15 protein-coding genes are annotated in these 18,202 nt (G+C 44.3%); 12 read left to right on the plus strand and 3 right to left on the minus strand.

Annotated elements, in window-relative coordinates:
* Positions 1–186: 186 nt before the first annotated feature.
* The 4 genes from F6K38_RS22745 to malQ all read left to right on the plus strand — a co-directional run bounded on the left by F6K38_RS22745 (position 187) and on the right by malQ (position 6,161).
* Positions 187–354, plus strand: a complete 168-nt coding sequence (locus F6K38_RS22745; RefSeq protein ID WP_154659631.1) for a hypothetical protein — start codon at positions 187–189, stop codon at positions 352–354.
* Positions 355–394: 40 nt separating this feature from the next.
* Entirely contained in the window at positions 395–2,752 is a 2,358-nt protein-coding gene (locus F6K38_RS22750) for an NACHT domain-containing protein (RefSeq protein WP_008177669.1), read from the plus strand.
* A 370-nt stretch (positions 2,753–3,122) separates the two neighbouring features.
* A complete protein-coding gene (locus F6K38_RS22755; protein WP_008177671.1) occupies positions 3,123–4,322 on the plus strand; it encodes an RNA-guided endonuclease InsQ/TnpB family protein in 1,200 nt (399 codons plus the stop codon).
* Between the two features lie 330 nt (positions 4,323–4,652).
* A complete protein-coding gene (gene malQ, locus F6K38_RS22760; RefSeq protein ID WP_044491801.1) occupies positions 4,653–6,161 on the plus strand; it encodes a 4-alpha-glucanotransferase in 1,509 nt (502 codons plus the stop codon).
* Between the two features lie 422 nt (positions 6,162–6,583).
* Here malQ and F6K38_RS22765 read toward each other — a convergent pair whose 3' ends face one another.
* Both F6K38_RS22765 and F6K38_RS22770 read right to left on the minus strand, forming a co-directional pair.
* Complete coding sequence (locus F6K38_RS22765) at positions 6,584–7,372, minus strand: helix-turn-helix domain-containing protein (RefSeq protein ID WP_008177680.1); 789 nt, start codon at positions 7,370–7,372, stop codon at positions 6,584–6,586.
* A gap of 31 nt (positions 7,373–7,403) precedes the next feature.
* Positions 7,404–8,159 carry a pseudouridine synthase gene (locus F6K38_RS22770; RefSeq protein ID WP_008177683.1) on the minus strand — a complete coding sequence of 252 codons (756 nt, stop codon included), beginning with the start codon at positions 8,157–8,159 and terminating at the stop codon, positions 7,404–7,406.
* Between the two features lie 147 nt (positions 8,160–8,306).
* Here F6K38_RS22770 and F6K38_RS22775 point away from each other — a divergent pair, with 147 nt between their 5' ends.
* From F6K38_RS22775 to F6K38_RS22800, 6 genes are all read left to right on the plus strand, one after another.
* Positions 8,307–9,041, plus strand: coding sequence for an LmeA family phospholipid-binding protein (locus F6K38_RS22775; protein WP_008177685.1), 735 nt, complete (start codon positions 8,307–8,309; stop codon positions 9,039–9,041).
* 352 nt (positions 9,042–9,393) lie between these two features.
* Complete coding sequence (locus F6K38_RS22780) at positions 9,394–9,741, plus strand: slr0373 family blue light stress response protein (RefSeq protein WP_008177686.1); 348 nt, start codon at positions 9,394–9,396, stop codon at positions 9,739–9,741.
* 117 nt (positions 9,742–9,858) lie between these two features.
* A complete protein-coding gene (gene ycf46, locus F6K38_RS22785) occupies positions 9,859–11,385 on the plus strand; it encodes a stress-responsive protein Ycf46 (RefSeq protein ID WP_008177688.1) in 1,527 nt (508 codons plus the stop codon).
* 152 nt (positions 11,386–11,537) lie between these two features.
* A complete protein-coding gene (locus F6K38_RS22790) occupies positions 11,538–11,891 on the plus strand; it encodes a DUF1257 domain-containing protein (protein ID WP_008177691.1) in 354 nt (117 codons plus the stop codon).
* Between the two features lie 365 nt (positions 11,892–12,256).
* The gene (locus tag F6K38_RS22795) at positions 12,257–12,580 is read left to right on the plus strand and encodes a thioredoxin family protein (protein WP_287357513.1); all 324 of its coding nucleotides are present in this window, start codon (positions 12,257–12,259) and stop codon (positions 12,578–12,580) included.
* A gap of 92 nt (positions 12,581–12,672) precedes the next feature.
* Positions 12,673–13,896, plus strand: a complete 1,224-nt coding sequence (locus F6K38_RS22800; protein ID WP_287357515.1) for an LL-diaminopimelate aminotransferase — start codon at positions 12,673–12,675, stop codon at positions 13,894–13,896.
* 176 nt (positions 13,897–14,072) lie between these two features.
* Here F6K38_RS22800 and F6K38_RS22805 read toward each other — a convergent pair whose 3' ends face one another.
* Positions 14,073–14,288, minus strand: a complete 216-nt coding sequence (locus tag F6K38_RS22805; RefSeq protein WP_287357517.1) for a hypothetical protein — start codon at positions 14,286–14,288, stop codon at positions 14,073–14,075.
* A 697-nt stretch (positions 14,289–14,985) separates the two neighbouring features.
* Here F6K38_RS22805 and gatB point away from each other — a divergent pair.
* Both gatB and argJ read left to right on the plus strand, forming a co-directional pair.
* Positions 14,986–16,473 (plus strand): Asp-tRNA(Asn)/Glu-tRNA(Gln) amidotransferase subunit GatB, encoded by a 1,488-nt coding sequence (gatB, locus tag F6K38_RS22810; RefSeq protein WP_287313004.1) that lies wholly within the window; start codon positions 14,986–14,988, stop codon positions 16,471–16,473.
* Positions 16,474–16,787: 314 nt separating this feature from the next.
* Positions 16,788–18,029, plus strand: a complete 1,242-nt coding sequence (gene argJ / locus F6K38_RS22815) for a bifunctional ornithine acetyltransferase/N-acetylglutamate synthase (protein WP_044491804.1) — start codon at positions 16,788–16,790, stop codon at positions 18,027–18,029.
* Positions 18,030–18,202: the final 173 nt, after the last annotated feature.

The following is an 18,202-nucleotide window of genomic DNA, read 5'->3' on the forward strand; positions in this document are numbered from 1 at the left end:
CGGTCTTGGGGGTTTCCCCCACTCGCTATTGCATCAAGAAGCGCAAGAGTTTGACTTCTGACAAATGACTTCTGACAAATGACTTCTGACTTCTGCTATAGCAATCCGATTTGAGTTGTGAAACACCAGAAGAGGGGGAGAGGGGTCTGAGACCGGAAGTGGAGGAAGAGAAGTAAGAATCTCACCATGGGTTCTTTTTCACAAATGATTGAGGATTTCTATATACTTCTGACCCCATCACCTGATCACGTCATCACCCCATCACCCCATCACCCCATCACCCCCTCTGATCAAAAATTTCCCATTGTGATCCGTTCGTTGTGGCTCTTGACCTATTTTTCGGGAAATCTATAGGTGAGTGTCGAAAGATTTTTCAGTAAATTAAGCTTGAGCTATGGCAAAGCGATCTCTCCAGGCATCTCCAGACGGCATCAGAAAAGCCAAACAGGCTTTTGAACGCAAGGGATGGACACAAGAATATTTTGCGGGTGAAATCGGCATAGAAACTCGCCAACCGATTTGGAAGTTTTTTGCCGGTAAACCCGTTGACCGCCGCGTTTTTAGCGAAATCTGCTTTCATCTGGATTTGGAGATGGAAGAGATTGTCGCTATACCAGAAGATGCTCAGATAGATGCAGAACAGAAAGCAGCTGAGGACAAAAGTAGAGTTGATGCCATCGTCACCAAAGTGCGATCGCACTACCATGACAAAATTCAAAATCAGTGTGGCACTCTGCGCCTATTAGATATTGCTCGACCGGTGAGTTTAGATCACATCTACGTAGATGTGAATATTCTCGAAGAAATCACTAGTCAACGATGGTTGGAAATTGAGGATTTGCAAGGCTTCCCACCGGAGGAATTTGACCGCTTGGGTATAGGCAAAGTGCGCCGGGAAAGCATACCAGGAGTGCAAGCGGTAGAACGCTATCCTAAAATGATGGTGCTAGGTAAACCTGGCTCTGGGAAAACCACCTTTTTGCAATATCTGGCTATTCAGTGCAATCAAGGAAATTTTCAATCGGATCGGGTTCCGATTTTGATTCGATTGAAAAACTTTGCCGAGGATGCTATGATCGAATGTAGTTTCAGCCTATTTAACTACATTAATCAAGAGTTCCAAAGTTGTGGTATTTCAGAACAAGATATTGAAACTATCCTCAGCTATGGCAGAGGCTTGATCTTAATGGATGGCTTGGATGAAGTCCCGGAAACTGCCAGTAATCAAGTTATTCAACAAATCCGCAAGATTTCAGAAAAGTATTACAAAAATCAGCTGATCATCACATGTCGTATTGCAGCTCAACAGTATCGATTTCGGGGATTTACTGAGGTTGAGATTGCTGACTTCAAACCAGCACAAATTCAACACTTTGCTAAAAAGTGGTTTGTGGCGATAGCAAGGAATGACCCAGAATCAGGTTTGGAGAAAGCATCTCTGTTTATCGAGCAGATGAAGCTGCCAGAAAATCAGCAAATTAGAGAACTAGCAACAACACCAGTCTTGCTGAATCTAGCCTGTCTGGTGTTTCAAACCAAAGCTGACTTTCCTGTTAAACGCTCTGATCTTTACCAGCAAGGACTAGACTTACTACTGATTCGCTGGGATGAAGCCCGGGGTGTTAAGCGAGATGATATTTATCGTAATTTATCCTTGCCCCACAAGCTAGAATTACTTTCTCAATTAGCAGTTATCACCTTTGAGCAAGGGGAGTATTTCTTTGAAGAAATTCGGCTGCAACAATTAATTGCTGATTATTTACGGAAATTACCAGCAACTCAAAGCAACCAGGCAGCTTTAGAATTAGATAGCTTAGCAGTACTCAAATCTATCGAGGTGCAGCATGGACTATTGGTAGAGCGGGCACGACGAATTTACTCATTCTCTCATCTGACATTTCAAGAGTATTTTACCGCCAGAGCGATTGTGATCGGCAATGGGATGTCTTTGTTACAGCTAGTCGAACACCTACAGGAGAAACGTTGGCGGGAAGTATTTTTACTCACAGCACAAATGTTGCCAGATGCTGATCAGCTATTGTTGCTGATCAAGCAACAGGTTAATCGGTTAGTCTGTGCAGAAATGGTGTTTGACTCAGTCAAACAGACACCAGGCGTTATGGCTTTAGATGATACCTTGAGCAAGTTCTTGAACTGGATCGAGATCAAATCCCTCGACATCGATACTCCCTACAAGCCAGCAGCAGTGCGTGCCTTTTACATGACCCTTGCCCTTCCTCCTAACCATCCTCTTTCCCGGAATCAAGCCTTAGCTTTGGCTATTGATCACAGACTAGGAGGGGAGTTGGGTAGTGAACTTGCCCTAGATTTAGCTTTAGATCATGCTTTAGCTGTTGCCCAAGCTATGACACCAGAACTAGTTTACGACCGACTCAGTGCTCTTTACCTTGCCCTTGACTTGAATCACCTGACTGGGATTGAGTCTATAGGAGACTATCTAGAGAAGCTTAAAAATCAGCTACCTGACCTAGATGATGACGACCGAGATAGTATTCAACAATGGTGGCAAAGTCATGGTCCGGAATGGTTATCACAATTAAGGGCTTTGATGATTGAGCATCGTAATATGGGTCACCAATGGGATTTGAGCAAGACATCCCAAGATTGGTTAGAGCAGTATAGTCGTGCTAATCACTTGCTAGTAGAGTGCCTCAATAGTAATTGTCAGCTGAGTCTGACGGTGCGCAAAGAAATAGAAGATACGTTGTTTTTGCCGCTGTGCCACTCGTAATTGATCCCTCACGGTCGATGTTGACCTGAAGGGGTGAAAAGTAGCTTCTCACCCCTTCACCCTTTAACCTACCGTAAACCGAATCGCCTTGGGCGAACAACCTTGGCCTTGGCCTTGGCCAAAAGGCCACGCTACGCGAACAAGCCCTAACCCTTAAACCGTTTTGACCCGTGCTACGGTGAGAATGTCGTAAGGCTTACTTACCTAAATGGAGCAATAAGGCTCACACCATAACGCTAGTTTGGTGTTGGGACGGGGCTTTCAAGGTGCTGAACTAAATTCCGCACACAGCCCCTCATGAATTGCGACCCACAAAAAAAAGAATCCAGAACTTTTGGTGATCCGCATTTGTTTGTTGTAAAATAGGCTGATGATAGTCAGAGAAGCCAAGCTTTTAAACGGGTCTAAGGCACAATACCAAGCAATAGACTCAGCCATAAGAACTGCTCAATTCATTAGAAACAAAGCAGTTAGATTATGGCGCGACGAGCCGGATGTAAATAAGGCTCGTCTGTCTGAGCTGTGTAAAGAACTGGCACGCGCATATCCTTTTGCCAAAAAGTTGAACTCAATGGCGCGTCAGGCATCGGCACAGAGGGCTTGGAATTCAATCTCTAGCTTCTATCGTCGCTGTAGAGAGGGATCCAAAAAGAAAGGTTATCCTCAGTTCAAAAAGCATTCTCGCAACGGCTTTGCCGACGCTGCGCGAACAGTTGAGTATAAAACTACGGGCTGGAAGCTATCAGAGGATTGTTTAACGATTAATTTCACCGATGGTTTTCAAGCAGGTACGTTCTCTCTATTCTGTAATCATGAAACCAGAGAGGACTTATTTAGGCTAAAAATTAATCGGGTGAGAGTGGTTAGACGAGCTGATGGTTATTATGCTCAATTCTGTTTTGATGTTAATCGTAAAGAAGCGGGAAACTATACAGGGAACTTTGTAGGCATTGATTTGGGATTGAAGTATTTCTACAAAGACCAAAACGACAATGGTGCAATATATCCTAAGTATTTAAGAAGAGCACAGAAGCGAATTAAGAAACTACAGCGACGGTTGTCCAGAAAGTTTGTTAAGGGTAAGAAACCTCAATCCAACAACTACCACAAAGCCAGAATTAGACTCGGTAAGGCACATTTGAAGGTTCAAAGACAGCGTAAAGACGAAGTCTTCGCAGCTCTCGGAGCTTGCATCCGAGAGAACGAAGACTGGGCGGTGAAGCTCGCTCGGTGCGTAGTCCACTCTAATGATGTGGTTGTCTACGTTGGCGCTAGCCTGCCGACGCTAGGAGGCATAGACCTAAAGATACAAAACATGGTCAAGAATCATCATCTGGCTCAGTCTATTTCTGATGCTTCGTGGTATCAATTCACTCAATGGTTAGATTATTTTGGCAAGGTTTGGGACAAGACAGTGATTGCTGTTGCCCCTAACTATACCTCCCAAGATTGTTCAAATTGTGGTCATCGAGTGAAGAAATCACTCAGCACTCGAACTCATCAATGCCCTAAATGCAGGGAGCATCCCATTTTTGCCCATAACACTTTCAATTATGTTTTTAAACCCTAGTACTCTCGTTAGTTTGAGCCATGGATTTGCCAAATTGGGATGCTCCCTAAATGCAAGACAGAAATATGTCGGGATACGAATGCGGCATTAAATATTTTAAACAAAGGTATGAACATTCTAGGTGTTGAGTGCAATAACAACAGTACCCTAGGGCATAGGGGATCTGCCGGGGAACCGGGAACGCTTGAGGAGAGTTCGACCGCTGTTGATGAAGAGAAATCTAATTCAATAAGTTGTCTCGATGAATCAAGAATCACTGTCTGTGAGAATCCCGCCCTGTAATCTTTGATTCAGCGCCGGGAGTATGTCAATATTGTTGATCGCTTTTTTATGCCTTTTCCCAGATCTAGTGGTCTTTTGCTCCATCCGACATCCCTACCCAGTCCCTTTGGTATTGGTGACTTAGGTTTACAGGCTTATCAATTCATTGACTTTTTGGCACAAAGCGCCCAGCAATACTGGCAAATCTTGCCCCTTGGTCCGATTGGGTATGGTAACTCTCCCTATGGCTCTTACTCAGCCATGGCAGGCAATCCCCTGCTCATTAGCCCAGAACAATTGCAAAAGCAGGGACTGCTCAAGGATGAAGACTTTGCCAATCTACCAGAGTTTCCCCTCGACTCAGTGGATTATAATCAGGTAATTCAAACCAAGATGCCCCTGTTATACCAAGCTTGCGATCGCTTCCGTGCCAACGCCTCACCCCAACAGCACCATAAATTTACAGAATTTTGTCAAGCAAAAGCCAGCTGGTTGGAAGACTATGCTTTATTTATGGCTGTTCGTGATGTGTTTGACCAGAGTAGCTGGCATACTTGGGAACGAGACATTGCTATGGCTCAACCCAAAGCAGTTGAGTATTGGCGGCAGAAATTGCAAGATGAAATTTATTTCTACAAATACCTACAGTTTGAGTTTTTCTGCCAGTGGTCAGCTCTCACACAGTACGCCAACCATCACCAGATCCAGATTATTGGTGATATTCCAATTTATGTGGCTCACGATAGTGCTGATGTCTGGGCTCATCGGGAAATCTTTGCCATTGATCACGAAACTGGCGAACCCACACTCATGGCTGGGGTGCCTCCGGACTATTTCAGTGCCACAGGTCAGTTGTGGGGTAATCCAGTTTATAACTGGGAACAGTTACAGGCAGATAACTTCCGATGGTGGATACAACGCTTCCAAACCATCTTGGAGTATGTAGACATTGTGCGGATTGACCATTTCCGGGGATTTGAGGCCTACTGGCAAGTCAAGCAAGGAGAAACAACTGCCATCACTGGAGAATGGGTTAAGGCACCAGGAAAAGAATTTTTTGAAGTACTCCAAGACAAGTTGGGCAATTTGCCAATTATTGCGGAAGATTTAGGGATCATCACTTCAGAAGTAGAAGCATTACGCTCACGCTTCCAGTTTCCTGGTATGAAAATTTTACAGTTTGCCTTTAGTGGGGGATCAAGTAACCCTTACTTACCCTTTAACTATATCCAAAACTGTGTGGTTTACACCGGCACCCATGATAATGACACAACAGTGGGTTGGTTTAAAAAACTCTCTGCTGAAGATAAGCAGATTATAATTAATTACTCCGGACCAGTCAGCCAAGAAGGCATCCATTGGGATTTAATCCGATTAGCGCTCAGTAGTATTGCCAACCAAGCAATTATTCCTGTGCAAGATATTTTAGGTCTGGACACAGATGCTCGAATGAATTTTCCGAGTACCGTGGAAGGTAACTGGCAATGGCGCTATCAACCGAATGCGTTGAGTGAAGAATTGGCTAATCGCCTCAAAATCCTCACTCACACTTACGGTCGCGCTCCCAGTTCTGACTAGCAAGCCTAGTTATATTGTATTGGAATAGTTTGAACAATTAATCCTATTAAGTTCATTATTGGTTGTTTATTTTTTGACAAAAATGTTAATTATTAGTTGACAATCTTCAACTCACAATCCTACACAATTATAGTCTATACAAGGGATTAACTGGACTTTATATAAGTTAAGTGCTATAGCATTTGAATTTGATATGTTCAAATTTAATTGATTAACAAAGGTAACAGGTAACATTAGGAAAGAGAGCCGACAATTGTTTCGTGTTATGGTAAATCAGCATTGGTTTTCATGAATCTATTTTTAATTTTAAATGCTATAGGTTGCGATTTTTTTATTAAAATCTATAGGTTTTTGCCCCCAATTATATGCTTTTTTAATGTTTAAGATTGATGAATTTAATGCTTTTCCCCTAGAAAGCTTGACTACTGGAGAGAGGGTCTAGGTTTAGCGGCAAAGGTTAATGCTTGTACTGCACCAGGAGCCCCCATCTGCTTTGCCTGTTGGTTATTGAACTCAACGATTACATTGCCAGCATCCCCAGCTTTAACAAATAGTTTTTCGTTAGCAACCCAAGTCTTCTGGGTTCCTTCTTCTAGGATGCCTTCATATTTTTTCTTGCCATCTGCCACGATCAGAAGCCAAGATCTACCTTTGAGAGTGATATCCACCTGAACTGGCTTATGTGGACTGGACGGTATCTTGGTTAAGGCTAACTGCGCTTGCGAGTTAGTTTGATCTAAATTACCGGGTGTCGGTAATGATTGAGCTGGAGACAAGTTTGGTTCCTTATCAGTTATTTGTGGCTTAGAAGGGTTGATTAGGACAGATAAGCCACTCACCGAACCAATAACCAAGCCAATGTAGAACAAATAAAGATGAAACGGTCGCAGTTGAGGAATCCAACTGTTACCCCACGAAAGTGTTGACCTTTGTACAGTTACCCCAGTGGGAAAAGCCTTGGCAAACTCGTCTCCATCTAAGCCTAGTGCATCCGCAAAGTGCTTGATAAACCCTTGAACATACACAGCTTCTGGTAATTGGTCTAGCTTGCCTTGCTCTATTGCCCTCAAAAATCGTGCATTAATTCGGGTGCAAGTGGCAATTTCCCCAATGCTTTTAGACTGTTGAGTGCGTAACTGGCACAGGTATGAACCCATTTCTGCCAGCTTCTTCTGTTGTTGTTCCTGCAACGGGACTTTGTTTTCATTCATACACGGTACTCCTCGACATCTGCTGGCATTTTTACTGAACAATGGTGGATTTACTGGTAAGAAAACTCACCTCTACATCATTCAAGGCACGGTAGTCACCACAAGGAAGAATTGGCTCTCCTGGTAGATTTAATTTAATCGGGCCAATAGCAGTACGATGTAGATGAATCACTGGATAGCTTAGCAGTTGAGCAACACGACGGATCTGTCGGTTTCTACCTTCGGTTAAGACCACCTCCAAAAGTGTGGATTGACCCTTACGCTTAAGTACACGGACTTGAGCGGGTAACGTTTTTTTACCCAGCAGATTAACACCTTCACGCCAAGTTTGCAGGACCGATTCTGGGGGATTACCCCGTACCCAAACCTGATACGTCTTAGGTATGTGATGACTAGGATGGGTCAGGCGAAATGTTAGCTCACCATCATTGGTCAGTAGTAATGCACCTGTAGAATCGGCATCCAGCCTTCCTACAGGATGAATCCCCTGACCCTTGGTTAGTTTATCCGGTAATAAGTCAATTACTGTCGGACGATTCCGGGAATCTCGGCAAGTGGAAACTACTCCAGCAGGCTTGTTCAGTAAAAGGTAGATAGATTGAGGTCGCTGATAGGGGTTTATCGGTTTGCCATCCACTTCGATTACATCTGTTTCTGGATCAGCTTTCTGCCCCAAATGTACAGTCGTACCATTTAGGCGCACTTGTCCTGCGGCTATCATCTTCTCGGCTCGACGCCGTGACGCAATACCCCACTGTGAAAGAATTTTTTGTACTCTTTCCTCCATGACCCAACATTTGGCTTGAGCTTTGTCTTCTGGACTATGGTGATGCTGAATTTAGTTTGCCTTATGCTTATAGTGTGCCCAGGAGTTGATTTCCATTAGACAACGACTTCAAAATACTATGTACAAATAGTACAAGAAGGTGTTCTTTTGGTTAAAACTCCGAAAAGCTCGAAGCAAAAGCCAAGCCAGATTATCAGCAAAGTTATTTCCCCAGCGCTACGGCTGTGGCTGCGATCGCAAGTAGAGGAAGTTGCTACATTGCAACTAAGCATTGTGGGACGCGATCGCCAAATCCTGACTGGTTACATTCCTCAGGTTGCCCTTGCTGCCAACCAAGCAGTTTATCAAGGACTGCATCTAACCCAAATTCAGCTCGAAGGCAGTAATATTAAACTTAACCTGGGTCAGATAATTAAGGGTAAACCCCTACGTCTTTTAGAACCAGTTCCCGTAGTGGGTCAGCTATTACTCCTAGAACCAGACCTGCAATCATCTCTTGAAGCACCCTTGTTATCTAACGCTTTGACGGAGTTATTATATACATTCCTTAAATCAGATGATATCATTAAACCCGGTAACGACCCAAAACAGCCACAAATACGCTGGCAAAAGATTAATATCAATATAGGACAGCTGACCTTAAGAGGCATTTCAACTAATCCTGATGTTGGTACCAAGCTGATAGTAATTCGTGCTGGTATCCAACTGGCGACCCCCAACCAACTGGAACTGAACCCCTTGCAAGTTCAGATAGACCCTGATGCCCCCCCGATTAGCTTAGATGGGTTTCTAATAAATTTAGGACCAGAGGTGGAGCTTCTTGAACTTACCCTCACAACTGGACAACTGATATGTCGTGGAGGACTGAAGGTAATGCCTTAGGTGTTAGTCCTTACTTTGTATAGCACTACCCATTCAGATGTTTGACATTCCTAAACTCCGAAACGTAAGTAATCGCTTACTTTTGACTTCTGACTTCGTTCCTTCTCACGCTAAGCGTAGCGCTATAAGACCCGTGGAGATTGTCGTTGGCCTCACCATCGCTACCTTTGAGGGCGCTCCATCCCTTGCCAACTAAATCCTATTCCATATCAATAAGATAACCATCTTCCTTCCGCCCCCTAATATTAAGTAATGTAACAATTATGCCGTCATAGCAGCTTAATGTCTTGACAGCTAGAGAGGAAGCCGATAAGGTTAAATACATACCCGGGTACAACGATATAAAAAATATATGCAAGACAAGCAAAAAGTTACTCTTTATCTTCCACCAGGATTGCACCGTCGGCTCAAAATAAAAGCGGCTGTTGATTCTGAATCAATGTCAGCTATGGTTGAGAGGGCGATTATATTCTACATAGAACACCAAGATGTGGTTGAAGAGGTAGACCAATATGGACAAACCCATCAAGTATACTCCTGTCCTGAGTGTTCTAGTGACTTGGTTCTCTCAGAGGGACAATTAGTTGCTCTGAAAAACCAACCTGGTGTGATATCGGAAGAACTCCCAGTAGAAAAGGTAACAGCGAAAGTATGCTCCATTACCGATTCTCACGGAGAAGAGGAATTGGTTCCTTGTTAAGGTAGCCAAAGTTAAGGTAGACAAATTAATCTACTCCCAGAGCAGACTTAGTTAGCTCAGTGGTTCAGTTGAAGATGTTTGGGCAGTTGTAAGCCGTCTCTAATATTAGGTAGAGTTATGCAAGAAGAGATAAACGTTCTCATTCAAGCTCAATATCCTCTAATCTACCTCGTGACTCCCGAGGAGGAGCGGGCAGAGAGGGCAATAGCAATGATTGCTCAAAGGAAGTCTCAACAGCAACGAGTCTTTGTTTGGACCGTCACTCACGGGATTGTTGAGTATGGTCAATCGCGCCACACCACTCAGCACAATACGGTCTCTCCTGAGGCAGCAGTTCAGTGGGTAATTCAACAAAAAGAACCTGGTATATACATCTTTAAGGACTTACATCCCTTTATCGATGCACCAGCAACTACCCGATGGTTGCGGGATGCGATGGCAAGCTTTAGGGAGGAAGCTAAGAAGTCTCTTAAAAAGTCTATCATCGTAATGTCCCCGGTGCAGCAGATTCCTATTGAGTTGGAAAAGGAAGTGGTCGTGCTTGACTTTCCCCTACCAAACCTTAAGGAACTTAACCAAGTCCTATCCCACCAACTGGATCAGAGCAAAACTCGTCGAACTACTACAGAAACTAGGGAAAAGCTGCTCAAAGCAGCATTAGGCTTGACCCGGGATGAAGCAGAGAAGGTTTATCGCAAAGCCTACGTTAAAGCTGGTCGTCTCACCGAAGCTGAAGTCGATATTGTTCTATCCGAGAAGAAGCAGATCATCCGCCGCAACGGTATCCTAGAGTATATCGAAGAAGATGAAACCCTCGATTCTATAGGAGGGTTAGAGGAACTGAAGCGTTGGCTAAAGCAGCGCTCTAATGCCTTTACAGAGAGGGCGAGAGAATATGGTTTGCCTCAACCGAAGGGAATGTTGATTCTAGGGGTTCCTGGCTGTGGTAAATCTCTGATTGCCAAAACTACGTCTCGTTTATGGGGTCTGCCACTATTGCGCCTGGATATGGGGCGGGTATACGATGGCTCGATGGTAGGGCGCTCGGAAGCCAACCTGCGCAATGCTTTGAAGACGGCAGAATCAATCTCTCCAGCTATTCTCTTCATAGATGAGCTTGATAAGTCGTTTGCTGGTAGCAGTGGTTCTTCTGACTCTGATGGGGGTACTTCAAGTCGAATCTTTGGTTCTTTCCTGACCTGGATGCAAGAAAAAACCTCACCAGTTTTTGTGATGGCGACAGCCAACCGAGTGGAGCGCCTACCAGGAGAATTCCTGCGCAAAGGTCGTTTTGATGAGATATTTTTTGTTGATTTACCCAACACCCAAGAACGCCAGCAAATCTTTGAAATTCACCTGAAAAAGCGGCGTGGAGATATTGATCGCTTTGACATTGAACAGTTAGCTAAGGTTTCTGAAGGTTTTTCTGGGGCTGAGATTGAACAAGCCCTGGTGGCAGCGATGTACGAGGCATTTGCTCAAGACCGGGAGTTTACTCAACTGGATATTATTGCCGCGATTAAATCAACTCAGCCTCTATCGCGCACGATGACAGAGCAGGTTGCAGCCCTGAGGGACTGGGCTAGGCAACGCGCGCGACCTGCTGCATCCTCCGTAGCTGAATATCAGCGTATGGAGTTCTAACAGGCTTTCTCCTGCTCCCAACAGGAGTAAAGGCTAGCAAAAAATTGCTAGCAGTTTGATAAGTAGCCGCTTGTAATTGTTGAGGGCGGCTAGCCATAAAAGTAAAACGCTACGTTGTCCTTTCTCTGATACCTTTTCTGGAGGAAATCCACATGTCTCACTTTAGCACTCTGCGCACTAAAATCACCGATGCCGAAATCCTGAAGACTTCCCTGTGTGACCTGGGAATCAATGTTAAGACAGAAGCTGATGTTCGCGGCTACAATGGTCAACGAGTTCGCGCTGACTTGGTTGCCGTTCTCGAAGGCGAATATGATCTAGGTTGGTCTCGCAACAGTGATGGCACCTTTGACCTGATTGGTGACCTTTGGGGTGTGGCGAAGAAGCACAACCAAACCGAGTTGATCAACTCCATCAACCAGAAGTATGCCGTTAACAAGACCTTGGCAGAAGTCAAGCAGCGTGGCCTAAACAATGCCAACGTTAAGTTGGTGCTACAAAAGTAGTCCATTTAGGCGTTCCCAAGCTCACGGGTTGACCAATTGTATAGCGGGTTAACCCGTTTTTTTGTGCAAATTTTTGTGCAATTGTATAAATTTCGATTTTATAAAAGCCGATAAAGCATAAAGGCTGACAACTCCGACGGCTTGATTAAAACTTCTTTTTCAAGGAAGTTTTAATATTATGCAAACGGTATGATGTTTTCAGTCATAGTAAAATATCCTATACTCAACCTGTCCAGATGCGGCTCTACGCCCATCTCGTAACAATTGTTTATAATCCCCCATTTTTGAGCTGGGGGAAAGTTCAAGCAATTAATATATAGATTGTGTCAATGCAGTCTAATCTAGTATTTTGAGGGGATACCGTTGTGAGTAATGTGATTACAATCGAAGATCAAGAGTTTGAAGCCGAAGTTTTAAAAGCCGAGAAGCCAGTACTGGTATACTTTTGGGCAACTTGGTGTGGACCATGCCGCTTAGTATCCTCATCAATAAACTGGGTTGCGGAAAATTATAGCGATCGCTTAAAAGTCATTAAGATGGAAGTAGACCAAAATAAAGATGCCGTTGCCAAGTGCAAGGTAGAGGGTGTCCCTGCTCTAAGACTGTTTAAAAATGGTGAGCTAGCCAAATCCCATGAGGGAGCAATTACCCAAGGTCAATTGCAGACTATGCTCGATGAGAACCTTTAAATTAGGGAAGTAAGGGGCAATGGGAGCAATGCCAGCGCAACCGATGGGAAAGGCTCGAAAAGAATAGACAAAAGAAAAAGACTAAGATTAAAATGCAGTTTGCCCAACGTTTACAACCCCTGCAAGCAAATGTATTTGCCGATATGGATCAGGCAAAAGCGTTGGCTGCTGCTGGGAAAGAAATCATTGACCTATCATTAGGGTCTTCCGATTTACCAGCTCCCAACCATGTGTGTGCTGCGATTGAAGCTTCGTTGTATGATCCCAGCACTCACGGTTACTTGCTGTTTCATGGTACTAAAGCTTTTCGTCAGGCAGCAGCTAGCTGGTATACTAAAAAATTCGGTATTCCGGTTGACCCAGAAACTGAGGTGCTACAACTGATTGGTTCTCAGGAAGGCACAGCTCATTTACCTTTAGCTGTGCTTAATCCGGGGGATTTTGCTCTGCTACAAGACCCAGGCTATCCTTCCCATGCCGGTGGTGTCCACCTAGCCAGTGGTCAGATTTATCCCATGCCCCTATTGGCAGAAAACAATTTTTTGCCTGTATTTGAGGATATCCCTCAGCCAGTGCTAGCTCAAGCACGGATGATGGTGTTGAGTTATCCCCATAATCCCACTACTGCGATCGCACCCTTATCTTTTTTTCAGGAAGCAGTGGCGTTTTGTCAGTGCCATAACCTGGTATTAGTTCACGATTTTCCCTACGTTGATATCGTTTTTGAAGATACCACAGGGAATGGGGAGCAGATCGGGAAAATCCCAGAAAGCCTTAATCCCACCTCTGTTGCTCCCTCAGTTTTGCAAGCAGACCCAGATAAAACTGTATCGATTGAGTTTTTTAGCTTTTCCAAGTCTTACAATATGGGAGGCTTCCGGATTGGCTATGCTATCGGTAATGCTCAAGTGATTCGAGCTTTGCGGCAGGTGAAAGCGGCCATTGACTTTAACCAATACAGGGGGATTCTCAATGGTGCGATCGCAGCGTTGAATGGTTCTCAAGACATTGTTAAACCTGTAGTCACCACCTATCAACAGCGACGGGATACCTTTGTCGATGCTTTAAACCGGATTGGTTGGTCAGTGCCAGTGCCACTAGCCACTATGTATGTCTGGGCAAAATTGCCAGAACCTTGGGCAGGGAACTCAGTGAAATTTTGTACTAGCTTGGTAGAAGCCACTGGGGTGGCTGCTGCTCCAGGAGCTGGTTTTGGCAAGGCTGGTGAAGGCTATGTGCGTTTTGCCTTAGTACACGAACCAGAAGTTTTGGAAAGAGCAGTGGAGAGAATTTCAGGATTTTTGCAATCTCGTTAATAAGCACCATTTTACTCTTTCCAATTAGTGTTGAGGGTTAGGGCAAGGTATTAGGAGCAACAGCTCAGAATGAATTTTTAGTAGGTTAAACCCTAATCAGCTATGGGGCGGCCCTTGAAAACCACAGGTTTACCTACACCCTATGTTATTGCCCGATGTTATTTATTGTTAACGTGTCAAAGCACCTGATTAGTATCCTCATTGATAGGCAGATCGAAAACTACTTCAAACTTTGCTTCTGGCATATACCGATCCAAAAATCGGAGATGGTTATGAGCATCCTGACGATTAAAGAACCTAGCAACTGTGTACCTTTGGCATTTAGGCAGTAGACGCATAAGAGCCCAAGGGCGAGTGTAGTCTTCTGTTAGTGGGATTTGTCGATTAGTCATGCTTACCCCTGATTTGACCTAATAAGATCACTGGATGATTGCTTGATGAAAGGCGATCACAGGCTGATATGCGTTCGCTGAAAGCGGGACGCGCGTCCATCGCCTAGCTTATGAAAGACCTTTGTTTTCTGTCGAATCTTTAGTCACATTAATCTAAAATCGCTGACTAAAAAACAGCCGGGTGATCTGGACATTAAGATGATTCTGTGATATCGCTACACTCCTGATCACGACAGGGAAAGATGATCAGCTGATTGCGGTGCGACCCCGGTCGGGTTTCCCGACAAGGGTGAACGCGCACCAAGAGAAAAGCTCACCTATTAACAGAGCTGTCCGCCGTAACCCACCAATATTCACCAAGTAATCGCTGTCTTAAGATTTACTTTATAAACAGTCTCTAATTTTCATCAGCTAGCCTAGCCATTAAACGTAAGTATTTAGTTAAAAAAAGCCCTTTAACATTACACTTACGACATTATAGCGTAAGACACATTTGCTATAATAATGGTATGTAAAAAGGTCGAACAATTACCAAGCTGGAAACATAAAAAGTTACCTAAAAATTGTTAACTTGAATCCTGCCAGTAATTGCAATGATTGACGCTGTAGCTAATGAAATAGTGTACATTAATGGGAAGACTGGACAAAAAATGCCCTAAGCTCCATCAATAAAGTTAACCTTTAATCATAACATCCAATGACTACTGCTGCACCAGCTAAAACTCAATACGAAGCAATCATTGGTTTAGAAACCCATTGTCAGCTTAGTACCGAAACCAAAATTTTTTCTAACTCTTCCACAAAATTTGGTGCTACCCCTAATACCAATATTGACCCAATTTGTATGGGGATGCCAGGAGTGTTACCGGTTCTGAATCAAAAGGTACTAGAGTATGCTGTCAAAGCGGGTTTAGCACTCAATTGCCAGATTGCCCCCTACAGCAAATTTGACCGGAAACAGTATTTTTATCCTGACCTACCCAAAAACTACCAGATTTCCCAATACGACTTGCCCATTGCTGAGCATGGCTCACTGGAAATTGAAGTGTCCGATGATGACGGTAATCCTATCCGTAAAACGATTGGCATCACTCGCCTACACATGGAGGAAGATGCGGGGAAACTGGTTCATGCTGGTAGTGACCGACTGGCTGGTTCTACCTACTCCCTAGTAGATTTCAACCGTGCTGGGGTACCCCTGATTGAAATAGTATCAGAACCGGATCTGCGCTCTGGTCAAGAGGCAGCAGAATACGCTCAAGAGCTGCGTCGGATTGTACGCTACATCGGTGTCAGTGATGGCAACATGCAAGAAGGGTCCCTGCGTTGTGATGTCAATATCTCTGTACGTCCTGTGGGTCAAAAGGAGTTTGGCACCAAAGTTGAAATCAAAAATATGAACTCCTTCAATGCTATCCAGAAGGCGATTGAGTACGAAATTGACCGGCAAATCGCAGCTGTGGAAGCTGGAAAATCGATTATTCAAGAAACTCGCCTTTGGGAAGAGGGTAGTCAACGCACCATTAGTATGCGGACTAAGGAAGGATCTAGCGATTACCGCTATTTTCCTGAACCTGACTTACCACCGATTGAAGTGTCAACGGAACAATTAGAGCAATGGCGCAGTGAGCTAGCAGAACTTCCTGCCCAGAAGCGGCATCGTTATGAAAGTGAACTGGGACTTTCTGCCTATGATGCCCGGGTGTTGACGGATGATCGTCAAGTGGCAGAGTATTTTGAAACAACTGTTGCTGCTAATGCTAATCCCAAACAAGCCGCAAACTGGGTAATGGGAGATATTGCTGCTTATCTTAAGACTGAGAAACTGGCTATTACAGAGATTGCTCTGAAACCCAATACTCTGGCAGAACTGATTAACTTGATTGATGATGACACCATTAGTGGTAAGATTGCCAAGGAGATTTTGCCAGAATTACTGTCTCAAGGTGGTTCTGCTAGGGAACTGGTGGAACGTAAGGGTTTGATTAAGATCTCTGACCCGGATCAACTCTCAACCATTATTGATGAGGTACTGGCTGCCAATCCTAAGAAACTCGAACAGTATCGCAATGGTAAGACCAAGCTGCAAGGTTTCTTTGTGGGACAGGTGATGAAGAAAACTAGCGGACGAGCTGATCCTAAGCTGACTAACCAAATTTTGGGCAAGAAGCTCAAGGGTGATTGAGGTAACGGGCTTGCCAGCTGTTGCTGATCACCAATCACTAATGACCAATCACAAATAACAAATAACAAAGAAAAGGAGAGTCACTGTCGTGACCCTCCCGATCATCAGGGTGCATCTACATATCAAAATATACACTATTTTGTATGAGGGGTGTAACCCCTTTTTTTGTTTTTTTGTAAAGTTTTGAGATTTTATAGCAATTCTGGAAATTACGGCTACACATCAAGCTACAGATCAATACCCTTGGTGCGTAAGTCCAGAAGACTTGGTATAATCCCGGATTGGGCATGAATTATGGTTTAAATGGAGGAATCATGTCGGACTGGCAAGAGATTAGTGGTGGGATAACAGCTCCCAGGGGCTATCAGGCAGCAGGCATTACCGCAGGTTTAAAACCTTCGGGTCAGCCAGACTTAGGGTTGATATTATCAGAGGTGGATGCGATCGCAGCTGGGGTGTTCACCACCAGTCATGTCCGGGCTGCTTGTGTAGATTATTGCCGTCAACGCTTACAAGCTAAAGCTAGTGCTCGTGCTATTTTGTGTAATGCTGGACAAGCCAATGCAGCAACGGGTGAGCAGGGTTGGCAGGATGCTCTAGCTAGTGCTAAAGCTTTGGGTGAAGCACTCAATGTTTCTCCTAATTCGATTTTGTTGGCATCGACAGGGGTGATTGGTCAACGTATCAAGATGGATGCTCTATTGTCAGGAATTCCCCAATTGGTAGCACAAGCATCCGAAACTGGTTCCGATGCAGCAGCTCAAGCGATTATTACCACGGATTTAGTCACTAAATCCATTGCTATGGAAACCATGATTGATGACCGTCCGGTCAGGATTGGTGGTATGGCTAAGGGATCTGGTATGATTCATCCCAACATGGCGACTATGCTAGCATTTGTAACTTGTGATGCTGCAGTTTCTACTTCCCTGTGGCAAGAGATGTTACAGCGGGCAGCGGATAAAAGTTTTAATCAAATTACGGTAGATGGGGATACCAGCACCAATGACACTCTAATTGCCTTGGCTAATGGTCAGTCCCGAACATCAGCAATTACAGAAATGGGACCAGCAGCTCAGAAGTTGGAGGGGATGCTGACAGCAGTATGTCAGCATTTGGCAAAAGCGATCGCACGGGATGGAGAAGGGGCAACCTGTTTGATTGAAGTCCAAGTCACTGGCGCACCGGATGATAAAGGGGCTCGTCAAATTGCTAAGACGATTGTTGGGTCATCCTTGGTCAAGTCTGCCATCTTTGGACGAGACCCAAACTGGGGCAGAATTGCCGCAGCCGCTGGCCGTGCAGGAGTACCCTTTGAGCAAGAAAACCTGCGGATTCAGTTAGGGGATGTGTTGCTGATGGAAAATGGTCAACCCTTAGGGTTTGACCGTCAACAGGCTAGTGATTATCTCAAGCAGGCTGCTGCTGGTGCTTATCTTAAAGAAGATACGGTTTTAATTCAGATTAATGTGGGCAATGGTCATGGTGTTGGTCAGGCTTGGGGTTGTGATTTGAGTTATGACTATGTCCGGATTAATGCGGAATATACCACTTGATTAGCCTTGTTACCAAAGACGTCTTAAAAAATAACAAACCATAACAAATCCTGATAGCAAAGGGAACAGGGAACAAAAATTATCACAATTCCTACACGGATACCGATAATGATTAATCAATAAACCGGTTAATTGGTTATTGTTTATTGGTTAAGCTGTCCCGCATTTAAACT

The sequence above is a fragment of the Moorena sp. SIO3B2 genome, assembly GCF_010692525.1.
In the GTDB taxonomy this organism is placed as follows: Bacteria; Cyanobacteriota; Cyanobacteriia; order Cyanobacteriales; family Coleofasciculaceae; genus Moorena; species Moorena producens.

Bases quoted from the DNA above. Each gene is read 5' to 3' on its own strand.
- F6K38_RS22745 (WP_154659631.1), top strand. From the start codon at position 187: ATGGGTTCTTTTTCACAAATGATTGAGGATTTCTATATACTTCTGACC.
- F6K38_RS22750 (WP_008177669.1), top strand. From the start codon at position 395: ATGGCAAAGCGATCTCTCCAGGCATCTCCAGACGGCATCAGAAAAGCC.
- F6K38_RS22755 (WP_008177671.1), top strand. From the start codon at position 3,123: ATGATAGTCAGAGAAGCCAAGCTTTTAAACGGGTCTAAGGCACAATAC.
- malQ (WP_044491801.1), top strand. From the start codon at position 4,653: ATGCCTTTTCCCAGATCTAGTGGTCTTTTGCTCCATCCGACATCCCTA.
- F6K38_RS22765 (WP_008177680.1), bottom strand. From the start codon at position 7,372: ATGAATGAAAACAAAGTCCCGTTGCAGGAACAACAACAGAAGAAGCTG.
- F6K38_RS22770 (WP_008177683.1), bottom strand. From the start codon at position 8,159: ATGGAGGAAAGAGTACAAAAAATTCTTTCACAGTGGGGTATTGCGTCA.
- F6K38_RS22780 (WP_008177686.1), top strand. From the start codon at position 9,394: ATGCAAGACAAGCAAAAAGTTACTCTTTATCTTCCACCAGGATTGCAC.
- ycf46 (WP_008177688.1), top strand. From the start codon at position 9,859: ATGCAAGAAGAGATAAACGTTCTCATTCAAGCTCAATATCCTCTAATC.
- F6K38_RS22790 (WP_008177691.1), top strand. From the start codon at position 11,538: ATGTCTCACTTTAGCACTCTGCGCACTAAAATCACCGATGCCGAAATC.
- F6K38_RS22800 (WP_287357515.1), top strand. From the start codon at position 12,673: ATGCAGTTTGCCCAACGTTTACAACCCCTGCAAGCAAATGTATTTGCC.
- F6K38_RS22805 (WP_287357517.1), bottom strand. From the start codon at position 14,288: ATGACTAATCGACAAATCCCACTAACAGAAGACTACACTCGCCCTTGG.
- gatB (WP_287313004.1), top strand. From the start codon at position 14,986: ATGACTACTGCTGCACCAGCTAAAACTCAATACGAAGCAATCATTGGT.
- argJ (WP_044491804.1), top strand. From the start codon at position 16,788: ATGTCGGACTGGCAAGAGATTAGTGGTGGGATAACAGCTCCCAGGGGC.